The sequence below is a fragment of the Vibrio sp. TBV020 genome, assembly GCF_046056895.1.
Lineage (GTDB): Bacteria > Pseudomonadota > Gammaproteobacteria > Enterobacterales > Vibrionaceae > Vibrio.
The window spans coordinates 310786-325324 of record NZ_JBEEAQ010000003.1 but is presented as its reverse complement, the minus strand read 5'-3'; the positions used below and the strand labels follow the sequence as shown (position 1 = coordinate 325324).

Annotated in this window: 17 protein-coding genes; 8 read left to right on the top strand and 9 right to left on the bottom strand. The window is 45.1% G+C overall.

Features of this window, described 5'->3' with window-relative positions; translation table 11 throughout:
• Nucleotides 1–1056: a glycosyltransferase family 9 protein gene (locus AAFX28_RS09440; RefSeq protein ID WP_408687230.1), complete on the top strand. Its 1056-nt coding sequence runs from the start codon at nt 1–3 to the stop codon at nt 1054–1056.
• A 21-nt stretch (nt 1057–1077) separates the two neighbouring features.
• The gene (locus AAFX28_RS09435; protein WP_408690851.1) at nt 1078–1869 is read left to right on the top strand and encodes a glycosyltransferase family 2 protein; all 792 of its coding nucleotides are present in this window, start codon (nt 1078–1080) and stop codon (nt 1867–1869) included.
• Between the two features lie 46 nt (nt 1870–1915).
• Here the strand turns inward: AAFX28_RS09435 and AAFX28_RS09430 are convergent, their stop codons facing one another.
• Nucleotides 1916–2950: a glycosyltransferase family 9 protein gene (locus AAFX28_RS09430; RefSeq protein WP_408687228.1), complete on the bottom strand. Its 1035-nt coding sequence runs from the start codon at nt 2948–2950 to the stop codon at nt 1916–1918.
• A gap of 108 nt (nt 2951–3058) precedes the next feature.
• Here AAFX28_RS09430 and coaD point away from each other — a divergent pair, with 108 nt between their 5' ends.
• On the top strand, nt 3059–3553 hold the full coding sequence (gene coaD / locus AAFX28_RS09425; protein WP_408687226.1) for a pantetheine-phosphate adenylyltransferase: 495 nt from the start codon (nt 3059–3061) through the stop codon (nt 3551–3553).
• A 124-nt stretch (nt 3554–3677) separates the two neighbouring features.
• On the opposite strand, the gene mutM is transcribed toward coaD, so the two are convergent.
• From mutM to radC, 5 genes are all read right to left on the bottom strand, one after another.
• A complete protein-coding gene (gene mutM, locus AAFX28_RS09420; RefSeq protein WP_408687224.1) occupies nt 3678–4484 on the bottom strand; it encodes a bifunctional DNA-formamidopyrimidine glycosylase/DNA-(apurinic or apyrimidinic site) lyase in 807 nt (268 codons plus the stop codon).
• A gap of 20 nt (nt 4485–4504) precedes the next feature.
• Nucleotides 4505–4987 carry a hypothetical protein gene (locus tag AAFX28_RS09415; protein WP_408687223.1) on the bottom strand — a complete coding sequence of 161 codons (483 nt, stop codon included), beginning with the start codon at nt 4985–4987 and terminating at the stop codon, nt 4505–4507.
• 139 nt (nt 4988–5126) lie between these two features.
• Nucleotides 5127–5297, bottom strand: coding sequence for a 50S ribosomal protein L33 (gene rpmG, locus AAFX28_RS09410; protein ID WP_004410866.1), 171 nt, complete (start codon nt 5295–5297; stop codon nt 5127–5129).
• 13 nt (nt 5298–5310) lie between these two features.
• Entirely contained in the window at nt 5311–5547 is a 237-nt protein-coding gene (gene rpmB / locus AAFX28_RS09405) for a 50S ribosomal protein L28 (protein WP_004743834.1), read from the bottom strand.
• A gap of 276 nt (nt 5548–5823) precedes the next feature.
• Nucleotides 5824–6492 (bottom strand): DNA repair protein RadC, encoded by a 669-nt coding sequence (gene radC, locus AAFX28_RS09400; protein WP_408687221.1) that lies wholly within the window; start codon nt 6490–6492, stop codon nt 5824–5826.
• A gap of 210 nt (nt 6493–6702) precedes the next feature.
• Here radC and coaBC point away from each other — a divergent pair, with 210 nt between their 5' ends.
• The 4 genes from coaBC to lpxM all read left to right on the top strand — a co-directional run bounded on the left by coaBC (nt 6703) and on the right by lpxM (nt 10560).
• Nucleotides 6703–7908 (top strand): bifunctional phosphopantothenoylcysteine decarboxylase/phosphopantothenate--cysteine ligase CoaBC, encoded by a 1206-nt coding sequence (coaBC, locus tag AAFX28_RS09395; RefSeq protein ID WP_408687219.1) that lies wholly within the window; start codon nt 6703–6705, stop codon nt 7906–7908.
• A 115-nt stretch (nt 7909–8023) separates the two neighbouring features.
• Nucleotides 8024–8614: a nucleoid occlusion factor SlmA gene (slmA, locus tag AAFX28_RS09390; RefSeq protein ID WP_004410873.1), complete on the top strand. Its 591-nt coding sequence runs from the start codon at nt 8024–8026 to the stop codon at nt 8612–8614.
• Between the two features lie 5 nt (nt 8615–8619).
• Complete coding sequence (gene lpxL, locus AAFX28_RS09385) at nt 8620–9570, top strand: LpxL/LpxP family Kdo(2)-lipid IV(A) lauroyl/palmitoleoyl acyltransferase (RefSeq protein ID WP_408687217.1); 951 nt, start codon at nt 8620–8622, stop codon at nt 9568–9570.
• Between the two features lie 15 nt (nt 9571–9585).
• Nucleotides 9586–10560 carry a lauroyl-Kdo(2)-lipid IV(A) myristoyltransferase gene (lpxM, locus tag AAFX28_RS09380; protein WP_408687216.1) on the top strand — a complete coding sequence of 325 codons (975 nt, stop codon included), beginning with the start codon at nt 9586–9588 and terminating at the stop codon, nt 10558–10560.
• Between the two features lie 190 nt (nt 10561–10750).
• Here the strand turns inward: lpxM and pyrE are convergent, their stop codons facing one another.
• Together pyrE and rph are read right to left on the bottom strand one after the other, a co-directional pair.
• Nucleotides 10751–11392 (bottom strand): orotate phosphoribosyltransferase, encoded by a 642-nt coding sequence (gene pyrE, locus AAFX28_RS09375; protein WP_408687215.1) that lies wholly within the window; start codon nt 11390–11392, stop codon nt 10751–10753.
• A gap of 218 nt (nt 11393–11610) precedes the next feature.
• Nucleotides 11611–12327 carry a ribonuclease PH gene (gene rph, locus AAFX28_RS09370; RefSeq protein ID WP_408687213.1) on the bottom strand — a complete coding sequence of 239 codons (717 nt, stop codon included), beginning with the start codon at nt 12325–12327 and terminating at the stop codon, nt 11611–11613.
• A 142-nt stretch (nt 12328–12469) separates the two neighbouring features.
• Here rph and AAFX28_RS09365 point away from each other — a divergent pair, with 142 nt between their 5' ends.
• Entirely contained in the window at nt 12470–13336 is an 867-nt protein-coding gene (locus AAFX28_RS09365) for a YicC/YloC family endoribonuclease (RefSeq protein ID WP_408687211.1), read from the top strand.
• Between the two features lie 63 nt (nt 13337–13399).
• Here AAFX28_RS09365 and AAFX28_RS09360 read toward each other — a convergent pair whose 3' ends face one another.
• The gene (locus AAFX28_RS09360; RefSeq protein ID WP_408687209.1) at nt 13400–14353 is read right to left on the bottom strand and encodes a DMT family transporter; all 954 of its coding nucleotides are present in this window, start codon (nt 14351–14353) and stop codon (nt 13400–13402) included.
• Nucleotides 14354–14539: the final 186 nt, after the last annotated feature.

Here is a 14539-nt window from a genome sequence, read left to right as displayed (position 1 = left end):
ATGACACTCTTCTCTTCTGCCCCTAAATCTCTCTGCATCTTGCGCTTGTCAGCCATTGGTGACGTGTGTAATACCGTTGCTGCAGTTCAAGCTATTCAACGTCAATGGCCAACGACAGAAATTGTCTGGATTACCGGTAAGCTTGAAGCAAAACTCATCGAAGATTTATCTGGTATTAAAGTGGTTATCTTTGACAAAAAAGAGGGATGGCAAGGGTATAAGAAGCTTTGGGCAGAGCTAAAGAGCGACCAATTCGATGCTTTGCTGCATATGCAGTATGCATTTCGAGCTAGTATCGCCACGTTAGGTATTAAAGCGAAATACAAACTCGGCTTTGATGCAGTGCGTAGTCAAGATTTTCAATCTCTTTTTACTAATGTAAAAGTGCCATCACCAAGCTCTATGCACGTTCTAGACGGCCTGCTGGCGTTTGGTGAAGCACTAGGGGTAACTGATATGTCCCCAAGCTGGAAGATTGATTACAGTGAGAGTGATTCAGCGTGGGCGGTAAGCAAACTGGCTAAAGATCAACGCAACTTAGTGTTCGTACCAGCAGCCAGCAAGGCTTATAAAAACTGGACGGCCGATGGCTATGCTCAAACGATTAAACATGCCCACCAACTAGGGTGGAACATTATCCTTACAGGTAGCCCAGCACAAATTGAAATTGATTTAGCCAATGAGATTGAGCAACTGCTCGATGTTCCCGTTCATAACCTCGTCGGGAAAAGCTCCCTAAAAGAGATGTTAGCGCTGCTCGACAAAGCCGACCTAGTCATAGCTCCGGACACTGGCCCTGCTCACATGGCGAATGCGGTCAATACTCCAGTGATCGGTTTATATGCTCATCATAATCCTGAACGCACAGGCCCTTATCAATATCGCCAATATGTCGTTTCTGCGTATGAAAAGGCGATTCAAGCAGAAACAGGCAAACCTTCGAGTGAGCTTAGTTGGCGAGCTCGGGTCAAAGATAAGTCCGCTATGCAGCGCATTCAACCACAGCAAGTCATCGCTATGTTTGATAAAGTAACCACAGAACTCGATTTACATTAAGCTCCGAGAGACTTTAGAGGTATCACAGTGAGTAAACCAACCATCGCCGTCGCACTTATCGTCAAGAACGAAGCGCAGCACCTAAAAGCTTGTTTAGAAACCGTTCATGATTGGGTCGATGAGATCGTAGTACTCGATTCTGGCAGTACTGACAACACCAAAGAGATTGCTAATCAGTTTACTGACAAGTTCTTTGTTAATGAGTCATGGCCTGGATTTGGTCCACAGCGCCGCCTCGCTCAATCTTATGTAGAGTCTGACTATGTACTTTGGTTAGATGCAGACGAGCGTGTGACCCCTGAGCTGAAAGAAAGCATTCTCAAAGCCGTATCTAACAACAACCCTGATACGATTTATCAAACGGCACGTTTAAGCTGGGTATTTGGTCGCTACATTCGTCATTGTGGGTGGTATCCTGATCGTGTGCTTCGCTTATACCCAACCAAGCTAACCCAATATAATGACTCACTGGTACATGAAAAGGTCGAAGTGACCAAAGAGATGAATGTAGAGAACCTGCAAGGGGATCTGATTCATTTCACTTACAACGACATGAACCACTACTTGGTTAAATCAGCGGGATACGCTAAAGCTTGGGCAGAACAACGTGAGAAGAAAGGCAAAAAGAGCAGCATTTCGCAGGGAATCCTTCACGCTTTTGGCTGCTTTTTGAAGATGTATGTGATTAAAGCTGGCTTCCTAGATGGCAAACAGGGCTTTTTGCTGTCCCTGCTCTCTGCGCACTCTACTTTTGTGAAGTATGCCGATCTATGGATTCGAACTGAAACCGAAAAAATGCCAGAAAAGTTTTAGGTTTAATTCGATTCGACAACAAGGCGACCATTTGGTCGCCTTTATTTTAATGTAGCTTTTCTGTTGCCCAAGGTTTTAGCTCTGCTAATACCTTATCGATATCGATTCTCGCCATATCCTCTTGGCTCGCTTTATCATCTGCTTTGGGCGGACAAAATGCGATGTGATTGCCTTGAGAGTTAATTGGTTGCCAACGTAGTGGTGTTGCCGAGCGCTTACTTGGGAAGAATCCAACCGTCGGTACATCAATCGCTGCTGCAATATGTAATGGGCCTGTCGAACCAGCAATGAACATATCGGCGCACGCAATCGAGCATGAGAAGTCCACCAACCCGTCATTCTTATCATACAAAGCGGCGCTTTTACCTTTCGCTTCGATCATCACTTTGAGTTCAGCCGCTTTCTCTTCTTCTCCTGGACCTGCGGTTAGCACCGTTTCAAACTCCCCCTCTAGGCCACAAATAAGGTTTGTGTATTGCGTAAGAGATAGATTATTGGCTGAGCCGCCGCTTCCCGCATGAACGTAAATCCACGGTTTATCCTGACTGATCGATAACTGCTGAGCTAACTTCGCCTTTTGGTTTGCAAGCTCATCTGAAGGGAATGATAGATACGGGGCCGCTGGTTCCTGAATCGAAATATTCTGGTCAGTTAAGAAGGCACGAATCAGATCCAAGTTGTATTGGTATTCTGGTTTAGCTGACTGAGAGCGTTTTTGTTTGATACGTTTGTTATAGAAGATTTGCGCTAATTTTGTCGCAGGAGCAAGTCGATACGGGATCTTTGCTTTCCAAACTAACTTGGCGTTGTAAGAGGTAGAAAATAAATTGATAGAGGCATCAAACTTCTCCGACTTAATCTTCTCAATAAGCAATTTTTGATCGGATTTAGCTGCTTTATCTGTCACATCCACAATCACTTCATCAATCCATGGACAAAGCTTAGCAAGGGCAACCGTATAGTTCGGGACTAGAGCGGTCACTTCACAATCTGGCATTGACTGCTTGAGCATAGCGAAACTCGGCCATGCCAACATAAAGTCACCAATTTTGTCATTGCGGACAACTAAAATCTTTTTCATTGCTTGTACCAACTCTCAATCTTTGCTGCCAATAATAACGGCTAAGTTGGGTAAATGTGAGCCTTTTTGTTACCATTGAAAGAGATAGAAGACTTTGAGTATAAAATCGTGAGCCAAAAACGCCTCTCCCGTGTCATTTACCCAGGCACTTTTGATCCCATTACCAACGGACATTTAGACCTTATCGAGCGTGCATCTGACATGTTTGATGAAGTGATCATCGCAGTTGCTGCCAGTCCAAGCAAAAACACCATGTTTACCCTTGATGAGCGTGTCGAGTTTGCCCAGCAAGTGACCAGCCATTTAGATAATGTCACTTCAAAAGGCTTCTCTGGTCTGATGGTTGATTTTGCTAAGCAAGAGCAAGCGAATGTACTAATTCGTGGCTTACGCACCACAGTCGACTTTGAGTATGAATTTGGCTTAACCAATATGTATCGTCGTTTAATGCCAGGCTTAGAAAGCGTTTTCCTAACCCCCGCAGAAGAGCACGCTTTTATCTCATCGACGATTGTGCGAGAAGTTGCGATCCATGGTGGTGATGTGACTGAATTTGTTCCAGACATTGTGGCCGACGCATTGAAAGGAAAAGCAAAAGTCTAATTTCGACCTGTAATTTGTCATCTTCGAGAGTAAGGAACGAGCGAGTTGAAGATCTCGCCGTTCACTAAAGAGATTCCTTGCTCTCTCATTCTTCGCTCCAAGGAGTGACAAGAAAACTTCAGTTCTATTTCTGGCAACTATTACAAAAAAACGTATTTCTTTGCCCTATTTTCTGCTCTGAAATGGGCTCTTCACAATTTGGGCAGGGCTCTCCTGCCTTGCCATACACCTGTAGTTCTTGTGCAAAATAACCAGGTTTGCCATCAGCTTGAGCAAAATCTTTGAGGGTTGTTCCCCCTTGTTTGATGGCGGTATCGAGTACTTGCTTAATCTCACTGACAAGTAGCATCCACTCTTTACTGGTTACCTTGCCCGCTGGCCGAGTTGGATGAATTTTGGCGCTGAATAAAGACTCATTGGCGTAGATGTTCCCAACGCCAACAACCACTTTGTTATCCATAATGAACTGCTTCACTGCCACGCGCTTGCCCTTCGCTTTTTCAGCAATATAGTCTGCATTAAAGTCATCAGTGAGTGGTTCGGGGCCCATTGTGCCAAGCGCGGTGTGGTTACCATCTTCCGTCCACAGCCATGCACCAAAGCGCCTAGGGTCGTTGTAACGCAAGACTTTGCCGTTAGTTAGCTTGAGATCAACATGATCATGTTTGGCTGGAGCGATCTCTGCATCTAGCACTCTCAATGAACCTGACATCCCTAAATGGACGATTGCACTGCCGACATCAGTTTCTATCAGCAAGTACTTAGCTCGGCGGGAAATATTGCGAATCACCTGCCCTTCCATCTGCTTCAATTCTTGGGGAATATCCCAACGCAGTTTAGGTGTACGAAAAGTCATTTTGGCGACAGTTTCTCCAATCAAATGTGGAGAAATACCCATACGGCTGACTTCGACTTCTGGTAATTCAGGCATGACAAGATCCTATGATGTGACTACTCGGGCATAAGATAACGAGGTTCGACTGAGATTGCTATCCACTTATCTTGCCAGTTATTCAATAGCCAAAACTGAGGTGTCTGATAAAAAGTGATCCTTTGCGGCTCTTCTTGATCGATATACCACACTTCAATCGTTTCAGGAGAACCGAGTTGAGGCCTCAGGCTATCAAAACTCTCTTGGCTCACCTCTGTACCCACCAGCTGTTGCCAACGTTGTACTAGCTCAGACTCAGGAACACTACTCGGAACAGAGCTTCTCCAACGACCTTGATTGTTTTCAAGTGACCAATTAGCAAAATGCAGCGCTTGAAGATCTTCACTTGGATTGAGGAGGTAAGGGTGTTGACTAATAACCACTGGCTCATCAATTAGGTAGGTTTTAATTAATGTTGGTAAATTCAACAGACCAATAAAGGCGATAATGCCTAGAATAAGGATATTATTCCAACGTCGGCGACGGGTAGGAGACACACGCATATCATTTCCTTGGCAGGCACTAGCGCCGCTTAAGTATTTAATACGCTGAGTATAAATTGCAGGTAATAAAAAACCCAACCATATTGCTATGATTGGGTTTCAATTCACGCTTCCCAAAGGAAGTTCAAAGAAGAATCAATTACTTGATTTTAGCTTCTTTGTACATAACGTGCTGGCGAACTACTGGATCAAATTTCTTGATCTCAAATTTGCCTGGCATGTTACGCTTGTTCTTATCAGTCGTGTAGAAGTGACCAGTACCTGCAGAAGATACTAGACGAATTTTCTCACGTACGCCTTTCTTTGCCATTGTCTATTTCCTCTTAAACGTTTACGCCGTTTGCACGGATATCAACAAGAACAGCATCGATGCCTTTCTTGTCGATGATACGCATACCTTTAGCAGATAGACGTAGTTTAACAAAACGTTTTTCGCTCTCTACCCAGAAACGATGAGTTTGTAGGTTCGGCAGAAAACGACGCTTAGTAGCATTGCGTGCGTGTGAACGGTTGTTACCCGTTACTGGACGCTTACCAGTTACTTGGCATACTCGTGACATGAATGTCTTCTCCAAAATCGTTTCAGCTCGATATCAACCTTGGTGGCCGAACCTCTCAGTTTCTAAATTAGAAGCTTGAGGTCTTATACCGCTATGGAAACCCATACAAGGCTATCAAAGGTCGCGCATTATACTAACTTGATTAGCATTGCTCAAGACCCGAACAGATCCTTTTTACAGGTTTTCGTGATCTTTTTTAGGCAGAGCTGATGTAAGTACTAAAAAATGTCGGGGGATTGTAGCAGAATTCAGCGAACTCACAACCCAAAATGTGACTTAAATCCAACCACGTTCTGCAAAGGAAACCACTTCGCCATCTCCGACAACAAAATGGTCAAGCACTCGGATGTCGACCAAAGCAAGCGCATCGCTTATACGGCGGGTGATTCGGCGGTCAGATTGACTGGGTTCTGCGACCCCTGAAGGGTGATTATGCGCCAATATTAATGCCGCGGCATTATGCTCTAGCGAACGCTTTACCACCTCTCTAGGGTAAACAGAAGCCGAATCAATCGTGCCTTGGAATAAGGGCTCGGTGCAGATCACTCGATGTTGATTATCTAAAAACAGCACATGAAACTCTTCTCGTTGTTTATCTCGCAAGATCCCCGAAAGGTAAAGCTTGGTTTGTTCAGGGCTCGTTAGTGCATCACCTCTTTTTAACGTCTCAACCAAATAGCGCTGAGTCATCTCAAGGGAGGCTTGTAACTGAACATATTTTGCGACTCCTAGCCCCTTGTGCTGACAAAAATTCTCTATATCGGCAGAGAAAAGCGACCTTAGTGAGCCAAATTCCTTAATCAAATGGTCTGATAGTGCCAGTACATTCATTCCCTGAGTACCTGTGCGAAGAAATATCGCCAGCAACTCAGCATCGGTTAATGATTGGGGCCCATGAGAAAGCAGTTTTTCTCTCGGCATTGACTCTTTAGGTAGCGCATTCATCCCTTCCTCCTTTGATCGTTTAGGAAGAATAGAGAAATTTACGTTTGAGAATAGACAAGCTAAACAAACCTGAGAGCGGACAAGAACAACGAATGAAAACCTATGTAGAAATAAGATTACCAAACGCTCTATCTATCACTTAGCGCTGGCGCTAGAAACTTTTTCATTAGCCGTGGTATCTTACAGGCAGAAAATTTAAGGAAGATCATCATGCAAACACTCGCAGGCAAAAAGATCCTTTTGGGTATCAGTGGCGGCATCGCTGCATACAAATGTGCCGAGCTGACTCGTCGCCTTATTGAACGCGGCGCGCAGGTTCAAGTGGTTATGACCAAAGCGGCCAAAGAATTTATTACTCCACTGACCATGCAAGCAGTATCGGGTAGACCCGTATCAGACAGTTTGTTAGACCCAGCGGCGGAAGCGTCTATGGGCCATATTGAACTGGCAAAGTGGGCAGACCTAGTGTTACTTGCGCCTGCAACCGCGGACCTAATTGCTCGTATGAGCGCTGGTATGGGTAACGACTTGCTGACAACTTTAGTTCTGGCGACCGATTCCCCTATCGCCGTCTCTCCCGCGATGAATCAACAAATGTATCGCAACATTGCTACGCAAGAGAACATCGCTACTCTAGAACGCCGTGGGATGCACATTTGGGGGCCTGCCGCTGGTGAACAAGCGTGTGGTGATGTCGGCCCAGGTCGAATGCTTGAACCAATGCAACTCGTCGAACGCTGTGAGCAATTCTTTGGTGATAAACCTCTACAAGGTAAGTCAGTACTCATTACCGCAGGCCCAACACGTGAAGCGATTGATCCTGTGCGTTACATCTCTAACCACAGTTCAGGCAAGATGGGCTTCTCATTAGCTCAGGCGGCAACCCAGCTGGGTGCAAGTGTTACGTTAGTCTCAGGCCCTGTTTCACTAACAACCCCAGCTAACGTTAAGCGTATAAATGTCGATAGTGCTCAAAGCATGTTTGATAGTGTGATGGGGAACGCGGCTCAGCACGATATCTTTATTGCTTGTGCTGCAGTAGCGGATTACCGACCTGAAAACATTTCCGAACAAAAGATTAAGAAGACTGACGACAGTGACCAAATGACCATTACTATGGTTAAGAATCCAGACATTGTTGCTTCTGTTGCCAAACTCAACGAATCAAGACCCTTTACTGTTGGCTTTGCAGCTGAAACTCAAGACGTCGAACACTACGCTCGTACTAAACTTGCAAAGAAAAAGCTCGACATGATTTGTGCTAACGATGTCTCAGTAGAAGGACAAGGATTCAACAGTAACGACAATGCTATCACCATGTACTGGAAAGATGGTAAGCAATCACTTACTCTAGCCTCCAAGCAACAGATTGCATCTCAGATCATCCTTACTATCGCAGAGCGACTAGAAGCCTAAACGGCCATTGCTCTCATTGAGTTATCCTCAGCGAAAAGTAATAGAACTTATAATATTCGGCTCCGAGACTAACGGAGCCTTTTGATTCAGAATGGTAACAGAAGGAAAACAGTTCATGGCCGGAACAAGAAAGTCCAACCGCCGAGAAGAAATTTTGCAAGCACTAGCGGAAATGCTGGAGTCCAATGAAGGCGCCTCTCGCATCACTACTGCAAAACTGGCAAAACAAGTTGGTGTTTCTGAAGCCGCTCTGTATCGCCATTTTCCAAGCAAGGCTCGCATGTTTGAAGGATTAATTGAGTTCATCGAAGAGTCATTAATGTCACGCATTAACCGAATCTTAGATGAAGAAAAAGATACCCTGACTCGCATTCGTCTTGTTTTACAACTTATCCTTGCTTTTGCAGAGCGAAACCCGGGCCTGAGTCGCATTCTATCTGGGCATGCTTTGATGTTTGAGAACGAGCGTCTACGTGAGCGAATCAACCAGCTATTTGAGCGTATCGAAACCTCTATCCGTCAAATACTGCGTGAACGCAAACTGCGTGAAGGCAAGTCATTCCCTGTTGATGAAAAAATCTTAGCGGCACAGCTACTAGGGCAAGTTGAAGGCAGCCTTAACCGATTTGTTCGTTCTGACTTTAAATATCAACCTACTGCTAATTTCGAAGAGTACTGGGCTCTACTAAGCGCACAAATTAAGTAATCGCTATGACAAAAAGATCGACCGTTGAGAAACCTAAATTCACACTCGCTCTCCTTCATCCTAAGTATTGGGGGGTATGGCTTGGTTTCGGCTTGCTTGCTCTTATCGTAAACCTCCTTCCTTATGCGGTGCTTTATCGTATCGGGCGTGGCATTGGAAAACTGGGGATGAAAGCGGGAAAATCCCGCGTAAAAATCGCTCGACGAAACTTAGAGCTAGCCTTCCCAGAGATGGGAGAGGTAGAACGCGAAAGAATGGTCGAAGAAAATTTCAAGAATACCGGTATGGCGCTGATCGAGACAGGTATAACATGGTTTTGGCCAACATGGCGTTTTAAACGCGTTATAGTGGCTAAAGATGTTGAAGAGCTCAAACGTCTCGACCAAGAAGGCAAAGGTGTCTTGCTTTGTTGTGTACACGCATTAAACCTTGAGATTACAGCTCGTGCTTTTGGTGCTTTGGGCCTGCAGGGTTATGGTGCCTATCGTCCGCACAGCAACCCAGCTTATGAGTTCATTCAATACCGTGGACGTACTCGTGATGGTAACCAACTGATTTATCGTCGAGACTTAAAGCAAATGATCAGAGTGCTACGTGATGGTGAGCGATTATTCTATTTACCCGACCAAGATTATGGTCACAACAAATCTGTATTTGTTCCATTTTTTGCTGTAGAGGAAGCATGTACCACAACAGGTACCAGTATTCTTTCTTACACAAGTAAATGCGCCATTGTTCCTGGTTCAGGGTTTAGAAACCAAGATGGCAAATATGAAATCATAGCCGATAAGTCTATTGATGCAGACTATCCTAAGAAAGATGAGCTAGCGGCTGCCGCTTACATGAATACCTTTGTCGAAGAGATTATTATGCGTGCTCCTGAACAATGGATGTGGTTACACAAACGCTTTAAGTCACTTCCAGACCACAACCTAACCAACTCTCGTTATCAATAATATAGGCACTGCTTGATGATCAACAACGACAAAAACAGCATTGATAAACACATACATAATCCTACTTTTGAGTGGTCACTTCTTCACCCAAAACACTGGGGGACATGGATTGGTATTTTCCTTGCTGCGATATTCGCATTCATCCCTTTTAGATGGCGTGATAACCTAGCGCGAAAGTTATCGGTATTCGCTGTGCGTAAAAATGGTCGTGTGGTTCGCAGAGCTCGAGTTAACCTTGCGTATTGTTTCCCAGAGAAATCAGAACAAGAACGCCAAGAGATTCTAGAAGAAACCTTCGTCAAGGCTTCTCAATACCTGCTTGGCTATTCTGAGTTTCTGGTTCGTTCAACCAAACACAACCAAAATCGTGGTGTAATGATTGGCGAAGAGAATATTCTTCCTCTGTTAAATGCAGGTGAAAATGTCATTATCCTTGCCCCTCATGCGTGGGCAGTCGACTACCCAGCAGTGATGCTGGCAGCGAAAGGCTATAAAGTCACGACCATTATGAAGCCGCAACGAAACCCAATTGGTGATTGGTTAATGCAAGTGCAGCGCATGCAGTATGGCGGTCGTATCTTTGCTCGTGATGCAGGAGTAAAACCCTTTGTTCGTTCCATCAAAGACGGGTATTTAGGGTATTGGCTACCAGATGAAGATTTCGGTGCTGCTAATTCTGTTTTTGTACCGTTTTTCGCTACCGAAAAAGCGACTTTAAAAGGGTTTGGTAAAATGGCGCGTTTATCAAAAGCTAAAGTAGTGCCTGTACTACCAGCCTACAATGATAAGACGGGTAAATACGAAGTTCATATTTTACCAGCACTAGAGAACTTTCCTACTGGCGATGAAGAGACCGACGCTCGTGCCATGAACCAAGCGATTGAAGATTTAGTTCGCCCTCGCCCTGAGCAATATATGTGGAACTTGTCTCTTCTTAAAACTCAACGTGATGGGCGAGAGATATATGACAACTCACATAAAGGCGCCTAAGCATAGCGGTCTTCCTCATCTATAGATTAAGTGTAAGTAAAAAGGGGCTGATGTTTACACATCAGCCCCTTTTGGTTTTATTAGTTTAGAGCATCATTCCCTAGAGGAGTTGGGAATCTTTTCAAGCGAGTAGCAAACCTCGAGGGATTCCCTACTCACTCCTACGTCACTCAATGGAATGACGGTTCTATTAGATGCCATACTCAGTTCGGTAAGCTTTTACTGCTTCTAGGTGTTCTGCGTCAGTCCCTTTCTCTTCTAGGAAAGTTACTAGGTCAGTCAGGCTTACAATTGAGATGATTGCACAACCAAAGTCACGCTCAACTTCTTGAATAGCAGATAGCTCACCTTTGCCTTTCTCTTGACGATCAATAGCTACTAACACACCGGCTAGGTCTGCTCCGTTGGCTTGGATGATTTCCATTGACTCACGGATTGCCGTGCCTGCTGTGATCACGTCATCAACAAGCATGATACGCCCTTCAAGCGCACTACCTACTAGGTTGCCGCCTTCACCGTGATCTTTTGCTTCTTTACGGTTGAAACAGTAAGGCGTATCAACATCGTGGTGATCCGCTAGTGCAACCGCTGTCGTCGTCGCAATTGGAATACCTTTGTATGCAGGGCCAAACAGAACATCAAACTCAATGCCAGAATCCGCTAGCGCAGCTGCGTAGAAGCGACCTAGACGCGCTAAGTCACGACCAGTATTGAAAAGACCAGCGTTAAAGAAGTACGGGCTCTTACGGCCAGACTTTAAAGTAAACTCGCCAAATTTTAGGACTTCTTTCTCTAGTGCAAACTCAATAAATTCACGCTGGTATGCTTTCATTACTTTCTCTCTAAATAAAAGGTCTAGTTTTCTAGACGGTTCATAACATAAAGAAACATTTTCTAAATAGATGGCTTAGCAGCTAGGCAACAAGCGCTTTCAACCCTATGAGCATAGGGAACCTATGTGATTAGGGGGAAAGAGTGCAGTTAACAACGCTGCAATGCTATCTATGACGAAAATAAAAAAATAGCCCCCAATTGGGAGCTATCTAAAAATTAATTTTCTAACGCCACCTTCTGCGCCGCTACGATCTCGGTGATACCTTTGGTCGCCGACTCCAACAACTTCATCAACTCAGCGTGGGTGAACGGTTCGCCCTCTGCCGTGCCTTGAACTTCGATCATGCGACCGTCTTCGGTCATCACTACGTTCATATCGGTATCTGCTGCTGAGTCTTCTGTGTATTCAAGGTCACAAAGGATATCTTCACCTAAAATGCCTACAGATACAGCGGCAACATGACCCTTCATTGGGTTCGCTTTTAGCTTGCCCTTTTCAACTAGGTGTTGGAATGCATCTGCCATCGCAACGCTCGCACCAGAGATAGACGCAGTACGCGTACCACCATCCGCTTGGATTACATCACAGTCTACTGTCACCATGATTTCGCCCATTGCTTCTAGGTCAACCACTGCGCGTAAGCTACGAGCAATCAGGCGTTGGATTTCCATCGTACGGCCACCTTGCTTGCCACTTGCCGCTTCACGACGCATACGTGAATGGGTAGAGCGTGGCAGCATGCCGTATTCAGCCGTTACCCAGCCCTTACCTTGACCTTTTAGCCAACGTGGAACGTTCTCTTCAACGGTCGCATTACAAAGTACTTTTGTATTGCCGAATTCAACCAATACAGAACCTTCTGCATAAGCTGTGTAGTTACGAGTAATTTTGATTGGGCGAACTTGATCCGCCTTGCGATCGTTTGGACGCATGGGCATCTACCTTATATGAAGGGGGAGACGTTTTTGGTTGGAGCAGGATTATAGCGAAGTTTGCTCTACAAAGCTATCCATCCGAGATTTGTGCTACTATTGCCTCGCGTTATTTTCAAAGATGATTAAACAGGAAAATTCGATGATCTACAGTATGACAGCCTACGCTCGTAAAGAAGTGAAAGGCGATTGGGGCAGCGCCGTATGGGAAATTCGTAGTGTTAACCAACGCTACCTTGAAACCTACTTCCGCTTGCCAGAACAGTTCCGTGGCCTAGAGCCAGTATTGCGTGAGCGTTTTCGTAAACGTCTTGCGCGCGGTAAAGTTGAATGTGCATTGCGATTTGAAGCTAACCCAGCGGCAAAAGGCGAGTTAAGCATCAACGAAAACCTAGCACAGCAAGTGATCAATGCAGCTAACCAAGTAATGCAAATGACAGGCGATGAAAGCCGCTTAAACCCATTCCAAGTAATGAACTGGCCAGGCGTGATGGAAACGTCTGAGCAAGACATGGATGCGGTTAACAAAGACCTGCTTGGCGCATTTGATGAAGCCGTGAGTGAGTTTATTGAAGCTCGTGGTCGTGAAGGTGAAAACATGAAAGCGCTGATCGTTCAGCGTTTAGATGCGATCACTGACGAAGTCGTCAAGGTACGTGCTCGCATGCCAGAAATTCTAGAGTGGCAACGTGAGCGTCTGTTTTCGAAGTTTGAAGATGCCAAAGTTGAGCTAGATTCATCTCGCGTGGAGCAAGAGTTGATCCTTCTCGCGCAAAAATCTGACGTGGCAGAAGAACTAGACCGCCTAGACTCTCACGTAAAAGAAGCTACCAACATCCTGAAAAAAGGTGGTGCTTGTGGCCGCCGTCTAGACTTTATGATGCAAGAGTTCAACCGTGAGTCGAACACGCTAGCCTCTAAGTCAATCAGCACAGACATCACAGCATCTGGTGTTGAGCTTAAAGTTCTGATTGAACAGATGCGTGAGCAGATCCAGAACATTGAATAATCAGTTCAATTGAATTAAAAGCCCCGCCATAAAAGGTGGGGCTTTTTTATATCTACAGCCTAACTAGACGCTAAGTCGTTTCGCACATTGAGCACAAAGCACTGGTTGTGGTTTTGCGCGCCAAAAACAAAGTTTGCGCCAGAAAGACGGCTCCGCTTTGGTCACCAAAATACCCAGCAGTAGTGGCACCATCAACAACAGAGACGTCATCGAAAAGCTGTTTCCCGCCACCCAACTCGACAGACTTAAAGCAATCAGTGGGAAAAAGAGAAAACAGATAGAGGCAGTAAACGGCGTCGACACCTGACCAAGCTTAAAGTACGCCACAATACCGCCGACACTTGCAAAAACACCCAAATAGACCACTGCCGCCATTGAGTCTACTGAAAATGAACCAATCTGTGGTTGCTCTAACCAGAATGAAACCAACAACAAGCACACTGAGGCAATCAAACTTGGAATAGCATTATAGGTCAAAACTGGCGTACTACGGCAGTACTTTTCCACAAACACATACATCACAGAATGAATAGCAACGGCGCCACCAAGAGCCAGTGAACCAAGCAAATAGTCTTCGCCACCTAATGTCATTTCCGTCGCTAATATCAATGCCAAACTTAATACCGCAACCAACAGGCCAGCTATTTGCAACATACTCAGACGTAAGCCCAAAAACAGACTTGATGTCACCATCACAGCAATCGGCATATTGGCAAAAATAATTGAAGCCAAACCTGATGAGATATACTGCTCACCAAAAATCATCAAGGTAAATGGAGTCGCAAAATAGAAGATAGCGACGACAAACATCCAAAATTGCTTTCCTTTCGGGAACAACAACGGTTGTTTCAACTTTATCGCCAGAAAAACTAACAGCGGCGAAGCAATCAAGAACCTCAAACCCGTAGCAAAAATTGGCGGAACAGTCGCTACCGCAACCTCCATGGCTAACCAAGTCGTACCCCAAATAAGGCATACTGAACAAAACAAAAACGTCGTTAGATATTTATGCGGCATAACGACCTCCTTGCATCAAAGAAAGCGAAGTCAACGTCGTCAAGCAAACAGCAGAAGCAGCACGGACACTAGTGCCATAAGTCATTTCAAATTTCATATTCTTATTCCCATCACAGGATGGCATAAATAGCCAAGCTACTTACACCGATATCAAAGGCACACAAGCAAGTTGTGTGAATATTGGTA

Bases quoted from the DNA above. Each gene is read 5' to 3' on its own strand.
- pyrE (WP_408687215.1), bottom strand. From the start codon at position 11,392: ATGAAAGCATACCAGCGTGAATTTATTGAGTTTGCACTAGAGAAAGAA.
- rpmG (WP_004410866.1), bottom strand. From the start codon at position 5,297: ATGGCAAAGAAAGGCGTACGTGAGAAAATTCGTCTAGTATCTTCTGCA.
- mutM (WP_408687224.1), bottom strand. From the start codon at position 4,484: ATGCCTGAATTACCAGAAGTCGAAGTCAGCCGTATGGGTATTTCTCCA.
- lpxM (WP_408687216.1), top strand. From the start codon at position 9,586: ATGATCAACAACGACAAAAACAGCATTGATAAACACATACATAATCCT.
- AAFX28_RS09360 (WP_408687209.1), bottom strand. From the start codon at position 14,353: ATGCCGCATAAATATCTAACGACGTTTTTGTTTTGTTCAGTATGCCTT.
- AAFX28_RS09415 (WP_408687223.1), bottom strand. From the start codon at position 4,987: ATGCGTGTGTCTCCTACCCGTCGCCGACGTTGGAATAATATCCTTATT.
- AAFX28_RS09365 (WP_408687211.1), top strand. From the start codon at position 12,470: ATGATCTACAGTATGACAGCCTACGCTCGTAAAGAAGTGAAAGGCGAT.
- coaBC (WP_408687219.1), top strand. From the start codon at position 6,703: ATGCAAACACTCGCAGGCAAAAAGATCCTTTTGGGTATCAGTGGCGGC.
- slmA (WP_004410873.1), top strand. From the start codon at position 8,024: ATGGCCGGAACAAGAAAGTCCAACCGCCGAGAAGAAATTTTGCAAGCA.
- AAFX28_RS09430 (WP_408687228.1), bottom strand. From the start codon at position 2,950: ATGAAAAAGATTTTAGTTGTCCGCAATGACAAAATTGGTGACTTTATG.
- rpmB (WP_004743834.1), bottom strand. From the start codon at position 5,547: ATGTCACGAGTATGCCAAGTAACTGGTAAGCGTCCAGTAACGGGTAAC.
- radC (WP_408687221.1), bottom strand. From the start codon at position 6,492: ATGAATGCGCTACCTAAAGAGTCAATGCCGAGAGAAAAACTGCTTTCT.
- lpxL (WP_408687217.1), top strand. From the start codon at position 8,620: ATGACAAAAAGATCGACCGTTGAGAAACCTAAATTCACACTCGCTCTC.
- AAFX28_RS09440 (WP_408687230.1), top strand. From the start codon at position 1: ATGACACTCTTCTCTTCTGCCCCTAAATCTCTCTGCATCTTGCGCTTG.
- rph (WP_408687213.1), bottom strand. From the start codon at position 12,327: ATGCGTCCAAACGATCGCAAGGCGGATCAAGTTCGCCCAATCAAAATT.